This window comes from Steroidobacter flavus (genome assembly GCF_042651805.1).
GTDB lineage: Bacteria > Pseudomonadota > Gammaproteobacteria > Steroidobacterales > Steroidobacteraceae > Steroidobacter > Steroidobacter flavus.
The window spans coordinates 2,545,376-2,558,929 of the sequence record NZ_JBHSDU010000003.1 but is presented as its reverse complement, the minus strand read 5'-3'; the positions used below and the strand labels follow the sequence as shown (position 1 = coordinate 2,558,929).

General features: G+C 61.6%; 15 protein-coding genes. 11 read left to right on the top strand and 4 right to left on the bottom strand.

The window, feature by feature from the left end; genetic code table 11:
- The first annotated feature begins 109 nt into the window (after positions 1–109).
- Complete coding sequence (locus tag ACFPN2_RS16715) at positions 110–844, top strand: PEP-CTERM sorting domain-containing protein (protein WP_380598479.1); 735 nt, start codon at positions 110–112, stop codon at positions 842–844.
- Positions 841–1,584, top strand: coding sequence for an AAA family ATPase (locus tag ACFPN2_RS16710; protein WP_380598477.1), 744 nt, complete (start codon positions 841–843; stop codon positions 1,582–1,584). Before ACFPN2_RS16715 ends, ACFPN2_RS16710 begins: the two co-directional genes overlap by 4 nt.
- Before the next feature lie 7 nt (positions 1,585–1,591).
- Here ACFPN2_RS16710 and ACFPN2_RS16705 read toward each other — a convergent pair whose 3' ends face one another.
- Positions 1,592–2,212, bottom strand: a complete 621-nt coding sequence (locus ACFPN2_RS16705; RefSeq protein ID WP_380598475.1) for a hypothetical protein — start codon at positions 2,210–2,212, stop codon at positions 1,592–1,594.
- Positions 2,213–2,530: 318 nt separating this feature from the next.
- Here ACFPN2_RS16705 and ACFPN2_RS16700 point away from each other — a divergent pair, with 318 nt between their 5' ends.
- Complete coding sequence (locus ACFPN2_RS16700; RefSeq protein ID WP_380598473.1) at positions 2,531–2,941, top strand: hypothetical protein; 411 nt, start codon at positions 2,531–2,533, stop codon at positions 2,939–2,941.
- Positions 2,942–3,311: 370 nt separating this feature from the next.
- On the opposite strand, the gene ACFPN2_RS16695 is transcribed toward ACFPN2_RS16700, so the two are convergent.
- The gene (locus tag ACFPN2_RS16695; protein ID WP_380598471.1) at positions 3,312–4,181 is read right to left on the bottom strand and encodes an alpha/beta hydrolase family protein; all 870 of its coding nucleotides are present in this window, start codon (positions 4,179–4,181) and stop codon (positions 3,312–3,314) included.
- A 6-nt stretch (positions 4,182–4,187) separates the two neighbouring features.
- Here ACFPN2_RS16695 and ACFPN2_RS16690 point away from each other — a divergent pair, with 6 nt between their 5' ends.
- Complete coding sequence (locus tag ACFPN2_RS16690) at positions 4,188–4,865, top strand: nitroreductase (RefSeq protein WP_380598469.1); 678 nt, start codon at positions 4,188–4,190, stop codon at positions 4,863–4,865.
- Here the strand turns inward: ACFPN2_RS16690 and ACFPN2_RS16685 are convergent.
- Positions 4,862–5,227 carry a hypothetical protein gene (locus ACFPN2_RS16685; protein ID WP_380598467.1) on the bottom strand — a complete coding sequence of 122 codons (366 nt, stop codon included), beginning with the start codon at positions 5,225–5,227 and terminating at the stop codon, positions 4,862–4,864. The two genes, ACFPN2_RS16690 and ACFPN2_RS16685, sit on opposite strands and share 4 nt — an antisense overlap.
- Positions 5,228–5,580: 353 nt before the next feature.
- On the opposite strand from ACFPN2_RS16685, the gene ACFPN2_RS16680 reads away from it, so the two are divergent.
- The 6 genes from ACFPN2_RS16680 to ACFPN2_RS16655 all read left to right on the top strand — a co-directional run bounded on the left by ACFPN2_RS16680 (position 5,581) and on the right by ACFPN2_RS16655 (position 11,395).
- The gene (locus tag ACFPN2_RS16680; RefSeq protein ID WP_380598465.1) at positions 5,581–6,189 is read left to right on the top strand and encodes a superoxide dismutase; all 609 of its coding nucleotides are present in this window, start codon (positions 5,581–5,583) and stop codon (positions 6,187–6,189) included.
- Between the two features lie 180 nt (positions 6,190–6,369).
- The gene (locus tag ACFPN2_RS16675; protein WP_380598463.1) at positions 6,370–6,564 is read left to right on the top strand and encodes a hypothetical protein; all 195 of its coding nucleotides are present in this window, start codon (positions 6,370–6,372) and stop codon (positions 6,562–6,564) included.
- 101 nt (positions 6,565–6,665) lie between these two features.
- Positions 6,666–7,877 (top strand): imelysin family protein, encoded by a 1,212-nt coding sequence (locus ACFPN2_RS16670; protein WP_380598461.1) that lies wholly within the window; start codon positions 6,666–6,668, stop codon positions 7,875–7,877.
- A gap of 78 nt (positions 7,878–7,955) precedes the next feature.
- Positions 7,956–9,308: a di-heme oxidoreductase family protein gene (locus ACFPN2_RS16665; protein WP_380598459.1), complete on the top strand. Its 1,353-nt coding sequence runs from the start codon at positions 7,956–7,958 to the stop codon at positions 9,306–9,308.
- Positions 9,305–10,450 carry a DUF1513 domain-containing protein gene (locus tag ACFPN2_RS16660; RefSeq protein WP_380598457.1) on the top strand — a complete coding sequence of 382 codons (1,146 nt, stop codon included), beginning with the start codon at positions 9,305–9,307 and terminating at the stop codon, positions 10,448–10,450. The genes ACFPN2_RS16665 and ACFPN2_RS16660 overlap by 4 nt, the downstream gene beginning before the upstream one ends.
- A 78-nt stretch (positions 10,451–10,528) precedes the next feature.
- On the top strand, positions 10,529–11,395 hold the full coding sequence (locus tag ACFPN2_RS16655) for a DUF481 domain-containing protein (RefSeq protein WP_380598455.1): 867 nt from the start codon (positions 10,529–10,531) through the stop codon (positions 11,393–11,395).
- A gap of 9 nt (positions 11,396–11,404) precedes the next feature.
- Here the strand turns inward: ACFPN2_RS16655 and ACFPN2_RS16650 are convergent, their stop codons facing one another.
- Complete coding sequence (locus tag ACFPN2_RS16650; protein WP_380598453.1) at positions 11,405–12,499, bottom strand: helix-turn-helix domain-containing protein; 1,095 nt, start codon at positions 12,497–12,499, stop codon at positions 11,405–11,407.
- A 211-nt stretch (positions 12,500–12,710) separates the two neighbouring features.
- Here ACFPN2_RS16650 and ACFPN2_RS16645 point away from each other — a divergent pair, with 211 nt between their 5' ends.
- Entirely contained in the window at positions 12,711–13,535 is an 825-nt protein-coding gene (locus ACFPN2_RS16645; protein WP_380598451.1) for a sensor histidine kinase, read from the top strand.
- Positions 13,536–13,554: the final 19 nt, after the last annotated feature.

Sequence of the window (13,554 nt, the reverse complement as noted above, 5' to 3'; positions counted from 1 at the left end):
GCGTCGAAAGAACTTACACTCGCGACGCTTACTGTTACGTTCCTTCCCATCGCGCAGCCAGTTGGTAGAGAATCGCGCGACGGATTACTCACAGTGGGAACGGCTTCTCATGACGAAGAACATTGGATGCTGGTTCGCGGCCGCGGTGCTCATGTCGTTCGCGGCCCAGTCGGATGCAGTCCCGATCACCTTCGAGTTCAACGCCGCGCCTTATAGCGTCGGCTGGAATGGCAGCGAAGCGGACGTCCCCGCTCCGTTCAACAACACTGCCAACGTATGGGGCTCGCTGATCTCAGGCTCGTTCACCATCGAGAGCGACACGCCCGCGACGCCCTTCAGCATCGATCACAATGGCTCGTGGCTGACGCTGCTCGGGTCCTACGACAACCCTGTGACTCAGGCGGACTTCACTGTCGCCGGCCAACAGTTCAGCTTCGACAGCTCACGCGCCGACGCGTACAGCCTCGGTACAGTAATCGACCTGCCGAGCCCCGCGACCGATCCGACCCTCAACTATGACTGGATCGGCGTGGACATCAATCTGGGCGCCGGACTGTTCTCGGGCGAGTACAGCCATCTGGTAACGACGCTCAGCCTCAGCCGCACCGAGCGCGATCCTGGCATCATCGCTTCGACCGACTTGCTGGGCAACCTGATGCCGTCGACGAACTGGTCGGTGTTCTTCACCATCTACGACCCGGGCTCGTTCGACTGGTATCAAATCCACGCGCCTGTCACCAGCCTGACGCAGGTGTCGTCCGTTCCGGAACCGACCACATCGGCACTGCTCGGCGTGGCGCTCGTGCTCGGCTTCTCCACGCTCGGCCGTCGCAAGCGGGCTTGAACGATCAGTTCATTCACGAGATCAAGCTGCGGCGAGAACGGGTCGAGTCGTTCGACCAGTATCCGTTCTCGCTGCCGGCGGTCCGCAATTTTCAAACGTTGCCGCTACATCCCGCCGTAACGTTCATCATCGGCGAGAACGGCAGCGGCAAGTCCACACTGCTCGAAGCCATTGCCGTCGCGTGGGGCTTCAATCCCGAAGGCGGCTCGAGGAACTTCAGCTTTCAAACGCGCAACTCGCATTCGAGCCTGTACAAATGTCTGACGCTCGTTAAAGGCGTGCGCCGACCGAAGGATGGGTTCTTTCTGCGCGCCGAGAGCTACTTCAACGTTGCGACCGATATCGAGCGGATGGATGCGGAGCCCGGCGGCGGGCCGAAAATCATCACTTACTACGGCGGCATCTCCCTTCACGAACAATCCCACGGCGAATCCTTCTTCGCCCTGATGAACCATCGCCTCTTCGGCCATGGCCTCTATATCTTCGACGAACCCGAAGCCGCTCTGTCTCCCACGCGCCAGCTCGCGATGCTCTCCCGCCTGCATCAATTGGTGAAGTTGCGTTCGCAGTTCATCATCGCGACTCACTCACCGATTCTGATGGCTTATCCGGACGCGTGGCTATACCAAATCACCGCTGACGGCTTGAAGCGCGTCGAGTATCGGGACACGGAGCATTACATCGTGTCGAAGCGCTTCTTGAATGATCCTGAGGGGCAGATGGAGAGGTTGTTGTCGTGAGCTCGGGTCATTTGGCGGCCGGCTCGATCAACTGCAGCGTCTGCTCATCGAACAACGGTTCGTCCTGCCCAACTCTCACGAACAGCAGCTTTCGCGCGCTGGTCTTCGTTGAGACTTCGAAGTACTGAATGCCCTCCGGCTGCTCTCCCCATTCGCCACATGCCGGCTCCGGCACTTCATTCGGATCCGCCTTCGCGACCAACTCCTTTTCATAGACAGCATTCGGAACGAACGTGAACCGCTGCTTGCCCGCAGGCATGGCGGCATGCCCACGGAACTCAGCCAGGATGCAGCGATTACGCACATCCGCGGCGGTGTGCTCGTAGAAGAATCGCTTCAACGTGGCTTGCGGCGCTTCATCCGGTAGCTGATCAATGACATCAATCAGATTGTCCGGCCCGCCACCACTATCCGAGTACTGAATCGCAAACGAAGAGCCCTGGAACAACGGCGTGATCTTCCGAAACCCGAAATCGCACCGCTGCGCCCACAGCGCGAGCCCCACCTTCGCATCCGCCATCTTCTCCCACTGACACCCCTTCACCGGCTCGCGCGACGGCCGATCCGTCTGCGCGCCCGCGGGGATCGCCGCGAAAGGCAGGAGCATCGCCAACAGCATTTGTTTCATTTGTTTGTTATTTCCATTACCGACGCCGCCCGCCGCGGAACGTCTTCCGCGCGTCAACTCGCGCGAACGGTATCAAAAAAGATCCGAAATCGCGCCGCACCCAGAACTGTTTCTATATACAGACAAGTCGCTCCGAGCTACGATCAAATCGCGCTCAAATCCAGAGCGCACCCACCACCGCCCGAAACCTCCCCGAAATTTTCGAGCGGCCCGCAGAAGATTCCCATCGAGAGAAAGTTCAATGCATGCAAGGCGGCGCCCGGCGGTGCGCCAACACCGCCGAACGCCTGACCAAGCCAACTAACAGAGGTAGATGACATGGCTGAGCAAGATGATACGTCCAGACCCACGCGCCTACGTCGCAATCAAATCCTGTCCGCGCCACCCGTGCTCGCAACGTCCGACTCCGGCCTGCCTCCCGGCGGCGAGCCACCACCTTTTTCCGCACGCACGCTTGAAGAAGCTCTCGAAACCGTGCGCACCCAACTCATCGAAGGCCGCGCGATGCTTCACTGCCTGTCCGAGGTGCTTCTCTACGCGGATGACACTGACTCCGTCATACACGCGGAAGTCGCGCAGGCCGTCGCGCGGTGGATCAGCCACTCGGCGGAGCAGTTGGATCTCGTGAAGCTGCAACCATTAATCGATGCAATCAAGCAGCAGGGAGACTCGGACAACTATCCACCGTATCAGGTGAGAGAGCCCACGGCTGTTTACCACGCCGCCTGACAGCCGCCCTCTGCCGCCGTGAGATCCGCGCGGCGGCAGCAACTGCCCACTCTCTCATTGACATTTCGATGACAACTCCCTCTCTCGCACTACCTCGTCGCATGATTGCGCTCCCATTGCACACCGCGAGTGCATCCACGCCGATTTCCTCGCATGCAGAGCCTTAGTTTTCGCCACTTCCGGGCCGCGAAGAGTTGGCACGCGTCCTGCATTTATGAAACCGAGCGTCTTAGGACGCGAGTTTCTTCGGTTTCAACGTGCTTACGACGATGGTCAATTATCCCCCTGAGCCATCTCGGATGCCGGCGTGCGCGATGTGATGAACCTCGCGCACGCTATTTTTTTCTCCACCACCCGCAACGATTCGAGCTCAACGCACGCTCAGCCATTGAGGCACGAGCGGCCAGAGGGTTTGTTCGAATTGGGGACGGAAGAAGCCGAAGTGGCCGATGTGGCGGGCGCCGACGTCGCGAGGGGTGATGCGGCGGTATTCGACGGGAGCGTTCGCGTACAAGCCGTGCAATGACTTGATGCCCTTCGCGGACATCATCTCGTCGTCAGTGAACGAAAGAGAAAGCATCGGCGTGCGAACCGATGCGTAATCAGCACGCACTTCGTCGCCTTCAGCGCCGACGACGTATTCGCGATTGAGACACCAGCGACGCCACTGCTGCATCACTCCGAACGGCAGGTCGCCCACCTTGCGCAAACGCTTGCCGGGAAAATATCCAGCAGTGCGAAGCGCGAGTGGCACAGTGATAAACCACAGCCACCACACCACCGACTTCGTGCGCCAGGTGTTCTCGAGCCAATAGCCCGTGCCGGTGGCGACGGTGATGACGCGATCGATGCGCTCGCGATTGGGAATGAGGCCGATCAGTTGGCCGCCGAGGCTGTGACCGATCCAATGCAAAGGCACGTTGGGCAGCGTGGCCTTCACCATATCGATCACCGTGGCGCAGTCCTGTCGCGCCCAGTCGAAGATGTTCACGGGGTAACCACGCAACGAGCGAGGCGCGGAGAAACCGATGCCGCGATAATCGAACGTCGTGACGTGGTAGCCCTGCTGCGCGAGCCATTGCGCGAATTGGGTGTAGAACTTCTGCGCCACGCCCATCGCCGATGGAATGATCACCGCCGCCCTGGGCGAATCGGTGGCACAAAAAACCCGAAACACCAGCGACGTGCCGTCGGGCAGCGTGATGTTATCTTGAGCGGGATCGAGCACTCGACTCTCCATCGTCCTATGAATGTCACCAGCGCCGTTACCAGCCGTATCAGTTGTCGCGCCTTCCTCGACACGCCGGTCCCGAAGCAGACCCTCGTCGATATCCTGGAATGCGCCAAGCGCGCACCGTCAGGCGGGAACCTTCAGCCCTGGCTCGTGTACGCGCTGACCGGGCAACCGCTCGCGGACTTCCTCGCCACGATCCGAAGCAAGCAGTCGCTGTTGCCGGTCGGCGAAGGCACCGAATACAACATCTACCCGCCGGAGTTGCACGATCCGTATCGTGCCCGCCGCTTCAAGTGCGGTGAAGACCTGTACGCGACAATTAACGTTCCGCGTAGCGACAGGCCGGCGCGGCTACGTCAGTTCGCGCGCAACTATGAATTCTTCGGCGCGCCGGTGGGATTGTTCTTTTGTATCGACCGGCGCATGGGCCAGGATCAATGGGCCGATGTGGGCATGTTCATGCAGACCGTCATGCTGCTCGCCCGCGAGCGCGGCCTGCATACCTGCGCGCAGGAAGCCTGGGCGGTCTGGCACAAGACGATCGCGGAGGTCTTGAGCCTGCCGCCGCACGTCATGCTCTTCAGCGGCATGGCGCTGGGTTATATGGACGAGAGCGCGCCCATCAATTCGTTACGCATCGAGCGCGCGGTACTCGAGGAGTTCGCAACCTTGCGAGGCTTTGAAAGTTAGAAGTCGGCGAACTTGGCGTCCAGGATTTCGGCTTCGGCCGCGCAGCCGATCTCGCGGACCGAGTTCGGTCCCGGGAAGAACTGCTCGCTGAGATCCTTGCCGCCGGCGGCGCGCCAGCGCACGGTGGTGGCAATGGTCTTGTACGTGTGTGAATTGACCAGCCATAGCCGCGTGTTCTGCGAATCGCAGCTGCCTTCGAGCTTGAGCGTGACGAACGTGCTCGGCGCGGCTTCTTCAGCCGCGGGCGGCGCCTGAGGCGCCTGAGCCTGCTGAGGCTGTTGAGCCGCTTGAACCGCTATTGTCGCTATCGTCGCCACGACGCCAAAGGCGACGATGGCCGCGATCTGTGTCGCTTTGCCCATGTCTTGTCCTCCCAGGTGCATGTGGCTGACCGCTCCCTGCGGACACGCCCCCTGCTCCTTCGTGTTGAACCCTTGCGCCCCGTGCGGCCTGAAACTTCTAATCGGTCTCGTGGACTGCGCATCGGAACCAGCGGAATATAGACGCTCTTGCAGCGCCGCGCATGTTCACTGTTTCTCAACCGACCGATCCCGACAGCGGCAGGTGGCCAAGCGGCCGCCCGGGAAGGTATTCTGTCGGGCCCCGTCGTCATCGAACGGTAACGAAGGACCCCGGAACTGGCCGGGAACTTCGCGGTCCGCGATACGTTGGCCCCTTTATCCCCCACTGTTTATAGCGCTAGCTGGAGCCCGCCATGGCGTTCGAATTGATGTCCCTGCCGTTCCCCAAAGACTCTCTTGGCCCGACGATTTCGGCGCGCACGCTGGATCATCACCATGGCAAGCACCATGCGACCTATGTGACCAAGCTGAATGAATTCATCGCCGGCACACCGCTGGAAAAGCAGGACCTCGAGTCCATCATCAAGGCCACTGCCAACAAGACCGGCACCGAGCGCAAGATCTTCAACAACGCCGCGCAGGTCTGGAACCACGACTTCTTCTGGAACTCGCTCGCGCCGAACGGCGGCAGCGCGCCGCCGGAGCCGATCAAGAAGCGCCTGGAAGCCTCGTTCGGCTCGTTCGAGAATTTCCGCGACAAGTTCGTCGAAGCGGCCGTCGGCCAGTTCGGCAGCGGCTGGGCCTGGCTGGTCGCGAAGGACGGCAAGCTCGAGATCACCACGACCCACGACGCCGACAATCCGCTGATCACTAGCGGCCACGCGCTGTGGACCTGCGACGTTTGGGAGCATGCCTACTACCTCGACCATCAGCAGAACCGCGCCGGTTTCGTGAAGGCCGTGGTGGAGCAGATCGCGAACTGGCAGTTCGTCGGCAAGCGGCTCGCCGAAGTCGAGCGCTGATCGTCCCGGCCTGTTGATAGCTCATCGAAGGGGCGGATCGTCGATCCGCCCCTTTTTTATAGGCATTTACCGCGCTCCCTCACGAGCGGCTTCAGTATAAGTGCCGGTTTCTCCGGGCTTTGATCGCTCGCACCATGCTGCCTTGCGCGTCCCTCGATCCATGGGACGGACGCAACGAACATGCAGCAACAGCACGACTCTCGGACCGAAGCCGCCCTGTATTGGGCCGCCGTCAGCCTCATCGTTTGCGAGGGGCTCTCCATCGAAAAAGCCGCGGACCGGCTGGGGGTCGATGGCGAGGAGCTCACTCTGATCCTTCATCGTCGACAAAGCCTCCGCCCCTACGCGATCGGCGACTCTCCGCTGCCGCACTAAGCTCGACTCATTCTTAATTGCGAGTCATTCTCGATTGCGAATAAAATCGGGTGTCTCCCGCCCGTGGCGGGCCGCACTACTACTTCAAAGCGACCCCAACAATGCTCGCATCCGTCTTCAAGTCCGCCGCCGCGGCCACCCTGTGCCTGGCGCTGGCGGCCGGCTGCACTCGCACCGAGCCGCCGGATCCGCGCCAGCCCGTGCTGGAGAACTACGCGCAGATCGTGCTGGCGACGTACGAGGACACGCTCGCGACCGCCCGTGAGCTGGACCAAGCCGTCGACACGTTGCTCGCCAATCCCAGCGAGGCGACGTTAAACGCCGCCCGCGAGCGCTGGCGGGCCGCGCGCATTCCGTATGCCTATAGCGAGGCCTTCCGCTTCTACGGCGGCCCTATCGATAGCGAGCACGGCCCGGAAGGTCAGCTCAACGGCTGGCCGCTCGACGAGAACCACATCGACGCGGTGGCGCTGGACAAGTACAACGCCGCCCCTGGCCTGAACATCATCGGTGACGCGAAGACCTTCCCGGAGATCACGCCCGAGCTGATTGCCGAGCAGAACGAGCTGGGGGGCGAGAAGAACATCGCCAGCGGCTATCACGCGGTCGAGTTCCTGCTGTGGGGCCAGGATTGGAACACTCCGCCCGACTCGGCCGGCCAGCGCCCGTACACCGACTTCATTCCCAAAGGCGATGCGGCGACCGACGTGAATGCGCGTCGTGGCAAATATCTCAAGGCGGCGACGACACTGATCATCCGCGATCTCGAATCGGTGGCCGCGCAGTGGCGGGAATCGAAGGAGCCGAACTACCGGACCGCGTTCGTCACCGGCGACGTGTACACCGGGTTGAAGCACATGCTCACGGGCGCCGCGGCGCTGTCTGAAGTGGAAATGGCCGGCGAGCGCATGAACGTGCCGCTGCTGTCGTCCGACCAGGAGGAAGAGCAGTCCTGCTTCAGCGACATGACCGCCGACGAGCTGCGCGCCAACGCGCAGGGCATCGAGAATGTATATTTCGGTCGATACAAACGGCTCGATGGCACGACTATCAGCGGGCCGAGCCTGGCCGATCTGGTGAAAGCGAAGGACGCACGCGCGGCCGAGGAAATCGAAGCGCGCCTCGCACGCACACGCGAAACCGTAGGAGCGGTAAAGAATCCGTTCGATCGCGAAATCCTGGCCGACAACGCCGAAGGTCGCGCTCGCATGCAAGCCGCCATCGACTCGTTACGCGCTCAAGCGTTGTCGATCTCGCGCGGTGCCCGCTCGATTGAAATCTTCCTGTCCGATCTGGAAGGGCTGGGAGATTAATAGACTCCGATGATCCGCATTCCCCCAGAGCCAGCCCACGTCGCCAAGCTCATCAGCCTCGCGGCGGTGTGGAGCGCAATGTCATTTCTCAGCGGCTGCTCGAAAGGCCATTCGACCGAGCAGCTGTTACAACCCAACTCCGGTGGCGCCATGACCGTGAGCGAGTCCTCGCGTCACGCGTTCTCGCGGCCCTCCAACAATCTCACTGTCGCCCAGCGCGGTGAGTTCTTCATCGGCAACGCGTTCTTCAACAGCCCTTGGGTGGTTGCTCCCGCGAGCGCCGGAGCACGCGACGGACTGGGCCCTCTGTTCAACGCGCGCAGCTGCGATCAGTGCCACAACAATGACGGTCGCGGTCAACCGCCGTCGAAGGACGACGAGCAGCCGGTCTCGATGGTGATTCAATTTGCGACGCCGACGCCCGGCGCCAATAACGAGCCCCAGGCCGATCCCAACTACGGTGTGAACTTCAATCCATTCGGTATTGGCGGCGTAGCGGCGGAAGGAAAACTGCGCATTCGTCATCGTGAAATCGCCGGCACTTACGGCGACGGCACGTCGTACACCCTGCTCGCACCCGAATATTCCTTCGAAGAACTGGCCTATGGCGGGCTCGCCGCCGATACGAAGTTGTCGCCGCGGGTCGCGCCTGCTGTGTTCGGCTCGGGCTTGCTCGAAGCGATTCCGGAAGCGCAGATCATGGAGCGCAGCGATCCGGACGATGCCGACAAAGATGGCATCTCGGGCCGGCCGAATCACGTGTGGGACCCGCTCGTGGGCCGCGCGGTGCTCGGACGCTTCGGCTGGAAGTTGAATCAACCCGACATCGCGCATCAAACCGCCGCCGCGTTCTCCAGCGAGATCGGCATGACTTCCTCGTTCCGTCCGGCGCAAATCTGCACCTCGGTGCAAACCGCCTGTCTGGCGGCACCGAGTGGCGGTGAGCCCGAGATCAGCGACGAAATCTTCGAGCACATGGTCACGTATCAACGCATGCTCGCGGTGCCGATGCGTCGGAATCTCGACGCGCCCGAAGTGAAACGTGGCGCCACAGTGTTCCTCGAGTCCGGCTGCGAGTCCTGCCATCGCGCGACATTCAAGACCGGCACGGTCAAAGACCAGCCCTGGCTGAGCGATCAAACCATCCATCCGTTCACAGACATGCTGTTGCATGACATGGGCGAAGGGCTGGCCGACGGTCGCGCCGACTTCGCCGCGAGCGGCAGCGAATGGCGCACGCAGCCGCTGTGGGGCCTCGGCTTGCAGAAGACGGTGAATGGTCACACGCGTCTGCTTCACGACGGCCGCGCACGCGATGTGAGTGAAGCGATTCTGTGGCACGGTGGCGAAGGCGAACGGGCCAAGGAAGCATTTCGCACTCTGTCTCAGCAGGATCGCGAGGCTTTGTTGAGGTTCATCGACTCCCTATGAACACGCCCAACATGAAGTGGTCGCGTCGTCAGGTGCTGCTGGCAACGGCGTCGTTGAGTGCAGTCGCGGCCGGCGGTTTGTTGTTCTCGTCGAAGAGCAAAGCGCACACGGACACGCTGCTCTCGGCGTATGAAGATGCACGCGGCGATCAATATATCGGCGGCTTGTCACTGCAGGATGAACGAGTCTTCGGCGCTCGCGTGCCGATGCGAGCTCACGGGTGCGCCGTTCATCCCACCGATCCCAATCGCGTTTTATTTTTCGCGCGTCGACCGGGAACGCAGGCGTTCGAGCTGGATCGCACGACGATGCAGGCACGCACCGTGTTCACAACCGAGCCGGGCCGTCATCTTGCAGGTCACGGCACGTATTCAGCTGACGGCAGCTTGATCCTCACCCCTGAACATGACTACGAACGCGCACGTGGCGTCGTGGTCGTGCGCGACGCTCGTAACTTTGCAGTCGTCGGTGAGATCGACACGAACGGCATCGATCCGCACGAAGTCGCCTGGATGCCCGGCCATGAGTCATTGCTGGTCGCCAATGGCGGCATCATGACCCACCCACGCACGTTCCGTCGCAAGTTGAACATTCCGACGATGGACCCGTCGCTGTGTGTGATCGACGCCGCCAGCGGCCAACGCAAGGAACAGTGGCGATTGCCGGAGCATCTGCTGAGCATTCGACACGTATCGATGACCAGCACCGGCATCACCGCAGTAGGCTTGCAGTACGAAGGCGAGGATAAAAACAAAGCCCCCGGCATCGTTGCTTTGTATCGTCCCGCCCAGGCCGGCCAGCAGGCGCGCTTCAGCTTGTTGACGGCGCCCGCCAAGGAACTGCCGAAGTTCCAGGGCTACGTTGCGAGCGTCGCGATCAGCGAAGCGCACGATCTGATTGCCGCCGCCTGTCCGTACGGCAACGGCGTCGCGTGCTGGTCGATCAGCGACGAGCGTTATCTCGGCTTCATCGCCGCGTCGGAAACATATGGTTTGTCGCGAGTTGCCGACGGCTCCATCCTCGCTTCTCAGCGCGACGGCACCGCGTACGGCCTGGATGAAAGTCGACTGCGTTCACAGTTTCTAAAGATCGCGAGCGCGCAACCGATCCGTTGGGACGATCACTGGGTCGCGACCGCGTGAGCGCACGGGCATACTAATTGGACTAAATCCCAGAGCCAGTGGTCTCTACGAGGCTCGGCACCCATCGGAGAGTCCGCAGTGATTTCTGAACGCCGCCACGTCGCCTGTCAGTCACTCGTCCTGAGCCTCGCGCTGAGCTTGCTCGGCGTGGCGCACGCCGCCGACAAGAAGCCCACCAACGACAAGCTGCCGGACTGGGCGCCGAAGCCGAAGCCGCACGTCATCGAGGATCGCTTCCGTCTCGAAGTCATGACGCTGAGCGCCGAGCTCGACACCGATATTCGCATCGATCCGAGCGTGATCACGCAGGGCACGTTGATCAATGCCGAGGACGATCTCGGCCTGGACGACAACAAGCTGTTGCCGCTGGTCGAGCTCACGTTGCTGCCGGGCGATCGTCATTTGATCCGGCTCAGCGGCTTCAGCGTGCGGCGCTCAGCCGAAAAGGCGATCGATCAAACCATCGTGTTCGACGACCAGACCTATCGCCCCGGCGAACGCGTCGACAGCACGCTCAACCTGACTTCGTTCGGTCTCACCTACGGCTACAGCGTGGTCAAGACACGGCGCATGGACCTGGCGCTGTCGTTCGGCGTGCAGATCGTCGAAGTCGAAGCCAACGCCGTGGTACGCAGCCGGGTGGTGCGCGATTCTGAAACGGGCGTGACGCCGCTGCCGCTGGCGGGCATCGAAGGCCGGTTCGATTTCACCGATCGCTGGTCGTTCGAAGCCCGCGCTCAATATCTGTCGGTGGAGTTCGACGAGATCGACGGCTCGGTGCTGGATGCACGCGCCGCGCTCACCTGGCGCATGAATCCGTATCTGGTGTTCGGGCTGGGTTATCGGGACTTCCACGTGGAAGTGGACTCCCGCGACGTCGACGATCCGGGCATCTTCGATATGAAGATGGCCGGCCCGCTGTTGTTCATGCGGGCCAGCCTGTAACCGCCCCTTTCAGCTCTTAGCCCGCAGCGGGAACGAGTCGACCGGCTGGATCACCAGCGGGGTCTCGGCATCGTCGCCATTGCTGTCGAGGACATGCGGATGGGCCGCGGGCCGCATGTCATCGATAAAAATCTTCGACGCATAGTGCAGCCACGACAGCGACGACCGCACCTTCACTTCGGTCGGCGGCGTACGCAACGTGCGTGACGGCGACTCGCCGAACAACGCTTTGTAGTTACGTGCGAACAGACTGAAGTCCCAGATGCCGAAACGGGCGGCGATGCGCGTCACCGTGTCACGTTGCGGATCGGCTCGTAACAGCGCTGCGCGAATCTCGCGCAACTGACGAACCTTCAACAACCGCATCGGACCGACGCCGAAGAACTCGTGGAAAATGTTTCTTAGCGTGCGCTCGCTGACCTGGGTCGCCTTGCACAGATCGTCGATGAACAACGGCTGGCCTTCGTTCGCCTCGATCAGCTGCAAGGTGCGGGCGATGACCCGGCTGCGAGAGAACTGCGGCCGGCCGACGTGACGATCGTGCACCTTCATGCTCCGCTCGAGCACGTGAGTGAGACAGATCGCGACCTCTTCCTCGACCGCCTGCACGGACGCAGGCTCGCTCAGATCCAGGTTGGCGGAGATCGCCCGCTCGGCGACCCAGCGCAACCGGTCCAGATACGACAGTGCGGAACGCGTGCGTGGACCGCCACCGGCACGCGCAGTATTCAGCAGCTCCAGGGAAACCAGCTTGGTGTCCTGGGGCACGCTGATGCCGGCCCAGCGCACCACGTCCTGGCCAGTGAACGTGAACGGCTGGTCTTCGTGCAGGGTGATGAAACCGTCAGGCTCGAGAAAGTGCCCGTCGATGCGGATCTGGGTGGGATCGGTCATCGGCAAGCCGAGCGTGAAGCGGCCTGGCTCGCCGTCGCCGGCGAACGTGGTCGGGCTGCCGATCTGAATCTGCTGTAGCGACACCACGCCGGGGCGTACCGCTTCCGACCACCATTCGGAGGTCGAGCGCGCCGTCGGAATGAAGCGACCGTCCACTCCTGTAATCGCTTCGGCAAACTCATCGAAGTCCCGAAATACCAGTCTTGTCATGGCGTTTCCTCCCTTGCCTGACTGAGATCCGATCAACGATCCGTCGAAATTCCTATAGTGCCGTAATCTGCCGTTAACTTGTTATCAGCGGACGCAATTGTTGCCGAATCCTCACAGCCGTACATACGCGGAATGGGCAAAGTCGTGTGTTTACTGATCCACACCGCCATCGATCGTTTGCGGCGTCATTCCCGTGAGGCAGCCGGTCCTGTTGTCATTACTGGTGTTGTTGGTGGTGGCGCAAAGCGCCGTGCTCATTTATTGGGGGTTTAGGGACCGTCGGTTCCGCTCGGCGCACCGTGAAGCCCGGCGCATCCACAGTGCCGACACCCATGCCGGCCGCCTGGCGCTGGTCGGCGAAATCGCCGGCTCCATCGCGCACGAGATCAGCCAGCCGCTCAGCGCCATTCTGACCAATGCGGACGCCGCCGAAAACCTGCTGGGCGAGCCGCAGCCGCCGCTGGATGAAATCCGTCGCATGCTCGCCGATATCCGGCGGGATGACTTGCGGGCCAACGATATCGTGCGCCATTTGCATTCCCTGCTGAAGCGTCGCGAGCTACACACCACCATGATCGACCTGAACGAGGTCGCATCGACCGCGCTCAGTTTGATTCAACCCGTCGCCCGCAAGCGACTGGTGACTGTACGCAGTTCCCTCGACGCAACAATACCTCCGATTCGAGGCGATGCCATCCACCTCGAACAGGTGTTACTGAATCTAATGATGAATGCCATGGATGCGATGGCCTCTAATACCGCAGACGGCCCCACCGAGCGTATCCTCGACGTCGCTACCAGCCGTTATGACAAGTATTCCGCGGCCATCACGGTCACCGATACCGGACCGGGCATCGCGGCGGCATATCGGCCCAGGATTTTCGATTCTTTTTTCAGTACCAAAAAAGAAGGCATGGGGTTGGGCTTGGCCATCGCGCGCACCATCGTGCATGCACACGGCGGCAAAATCTGGCAGGAGGGAACCTCCGCCGGGGGTGCCGCCTTCAAGTTCACGATTCCACTGCAGGCGGCGTGAACGGAATGTAGTGAGGGAG

Coding starts and splice junctions, on each gene's coding strand:
- ACFPN2_RS16715 (WP_380598479.1), top strand. CDS start 110: ATGACGAAGAACATTGGATGCTGGTTCGCGGCCGCGGTGCTCATGTCG.
- ACFPN2_RS16705 (WP_380598475.1), bottom strand. CDS start 2,212: ATGAAACAAATGCTGTTGGCGATGCTCCTGCCTTTCGCGGCGATCCCC.
- ACFPN2_RS16700 (WP_380598473.1), top strand. CDS start 2,531: ATGGCTGAGCAAGATGATACGTCCAGACCCACGCGCCTACGTCGCAAT.
- ACFPN2_RS16695 (WP_380598471.1), bottom strand. CDS start 4,181: ATGGAGAGTCGAGTGCTCGATCCCGCTCAAGATAACATCACGCTGCCC.
- ACFPN2_RS16690 (WP_380598469.1), top strand. CDS start 4,188: ATGAATGTCACCAGCGCCGTTACCAGCCGTATCAGTTGTCGCGCCTTC.
- ACFPN2_RS16685 (WP_380598467.1), bottom strand. CDS start 5,227: ATGGGCAAAGCGACACAGATCGCGGCCATCGTCGCCTTTGGCGTCGTG.
- ACFPN2_RS16680 (WP_380598465.1), top strand. CDS start 5,581: ATGGCGTTCGAATTGATGTCCCTGCCGTTCCCCAAAGACTCTCTTGGC.
- ACFPN2_RS16675 (WP_380598463.1), top strand. CDS start 6,370: ATGCAGCAACAGCACGACTCTCGGACCGAAGCCGCCCTGTATTGGGCC.
- ACFPN2_RS16670 (WP_380598461.1), top strand. CDS start 6,666: ATGCTCGCATCCGTCTTCAAGTCCGCCGCCGCGGCCACCCTGTGCCTG.
- ACFPN2_RS16665 (WP_380598459.1), top strand. CDS start 7,956: ATGTCATTTCTCAGCGGCTGCTCGAAAGGCCATTCGACCGAGCAGCTG.
- ACFPN2_RS16660 (WP_380598457.1), top strand. CDS start 9,305: ATGAACACGCCCAACATGAAGTGGTCGCGTCGTCAGGTGCTGCTGGCA.
- ACFPN2_RS16650 (WP_380598453.1), bottom strand. CDS start 12,499: ATGACAAGACTGGTATTTCGGGACTTCGATGAGTTTGCCGAAGCGATT.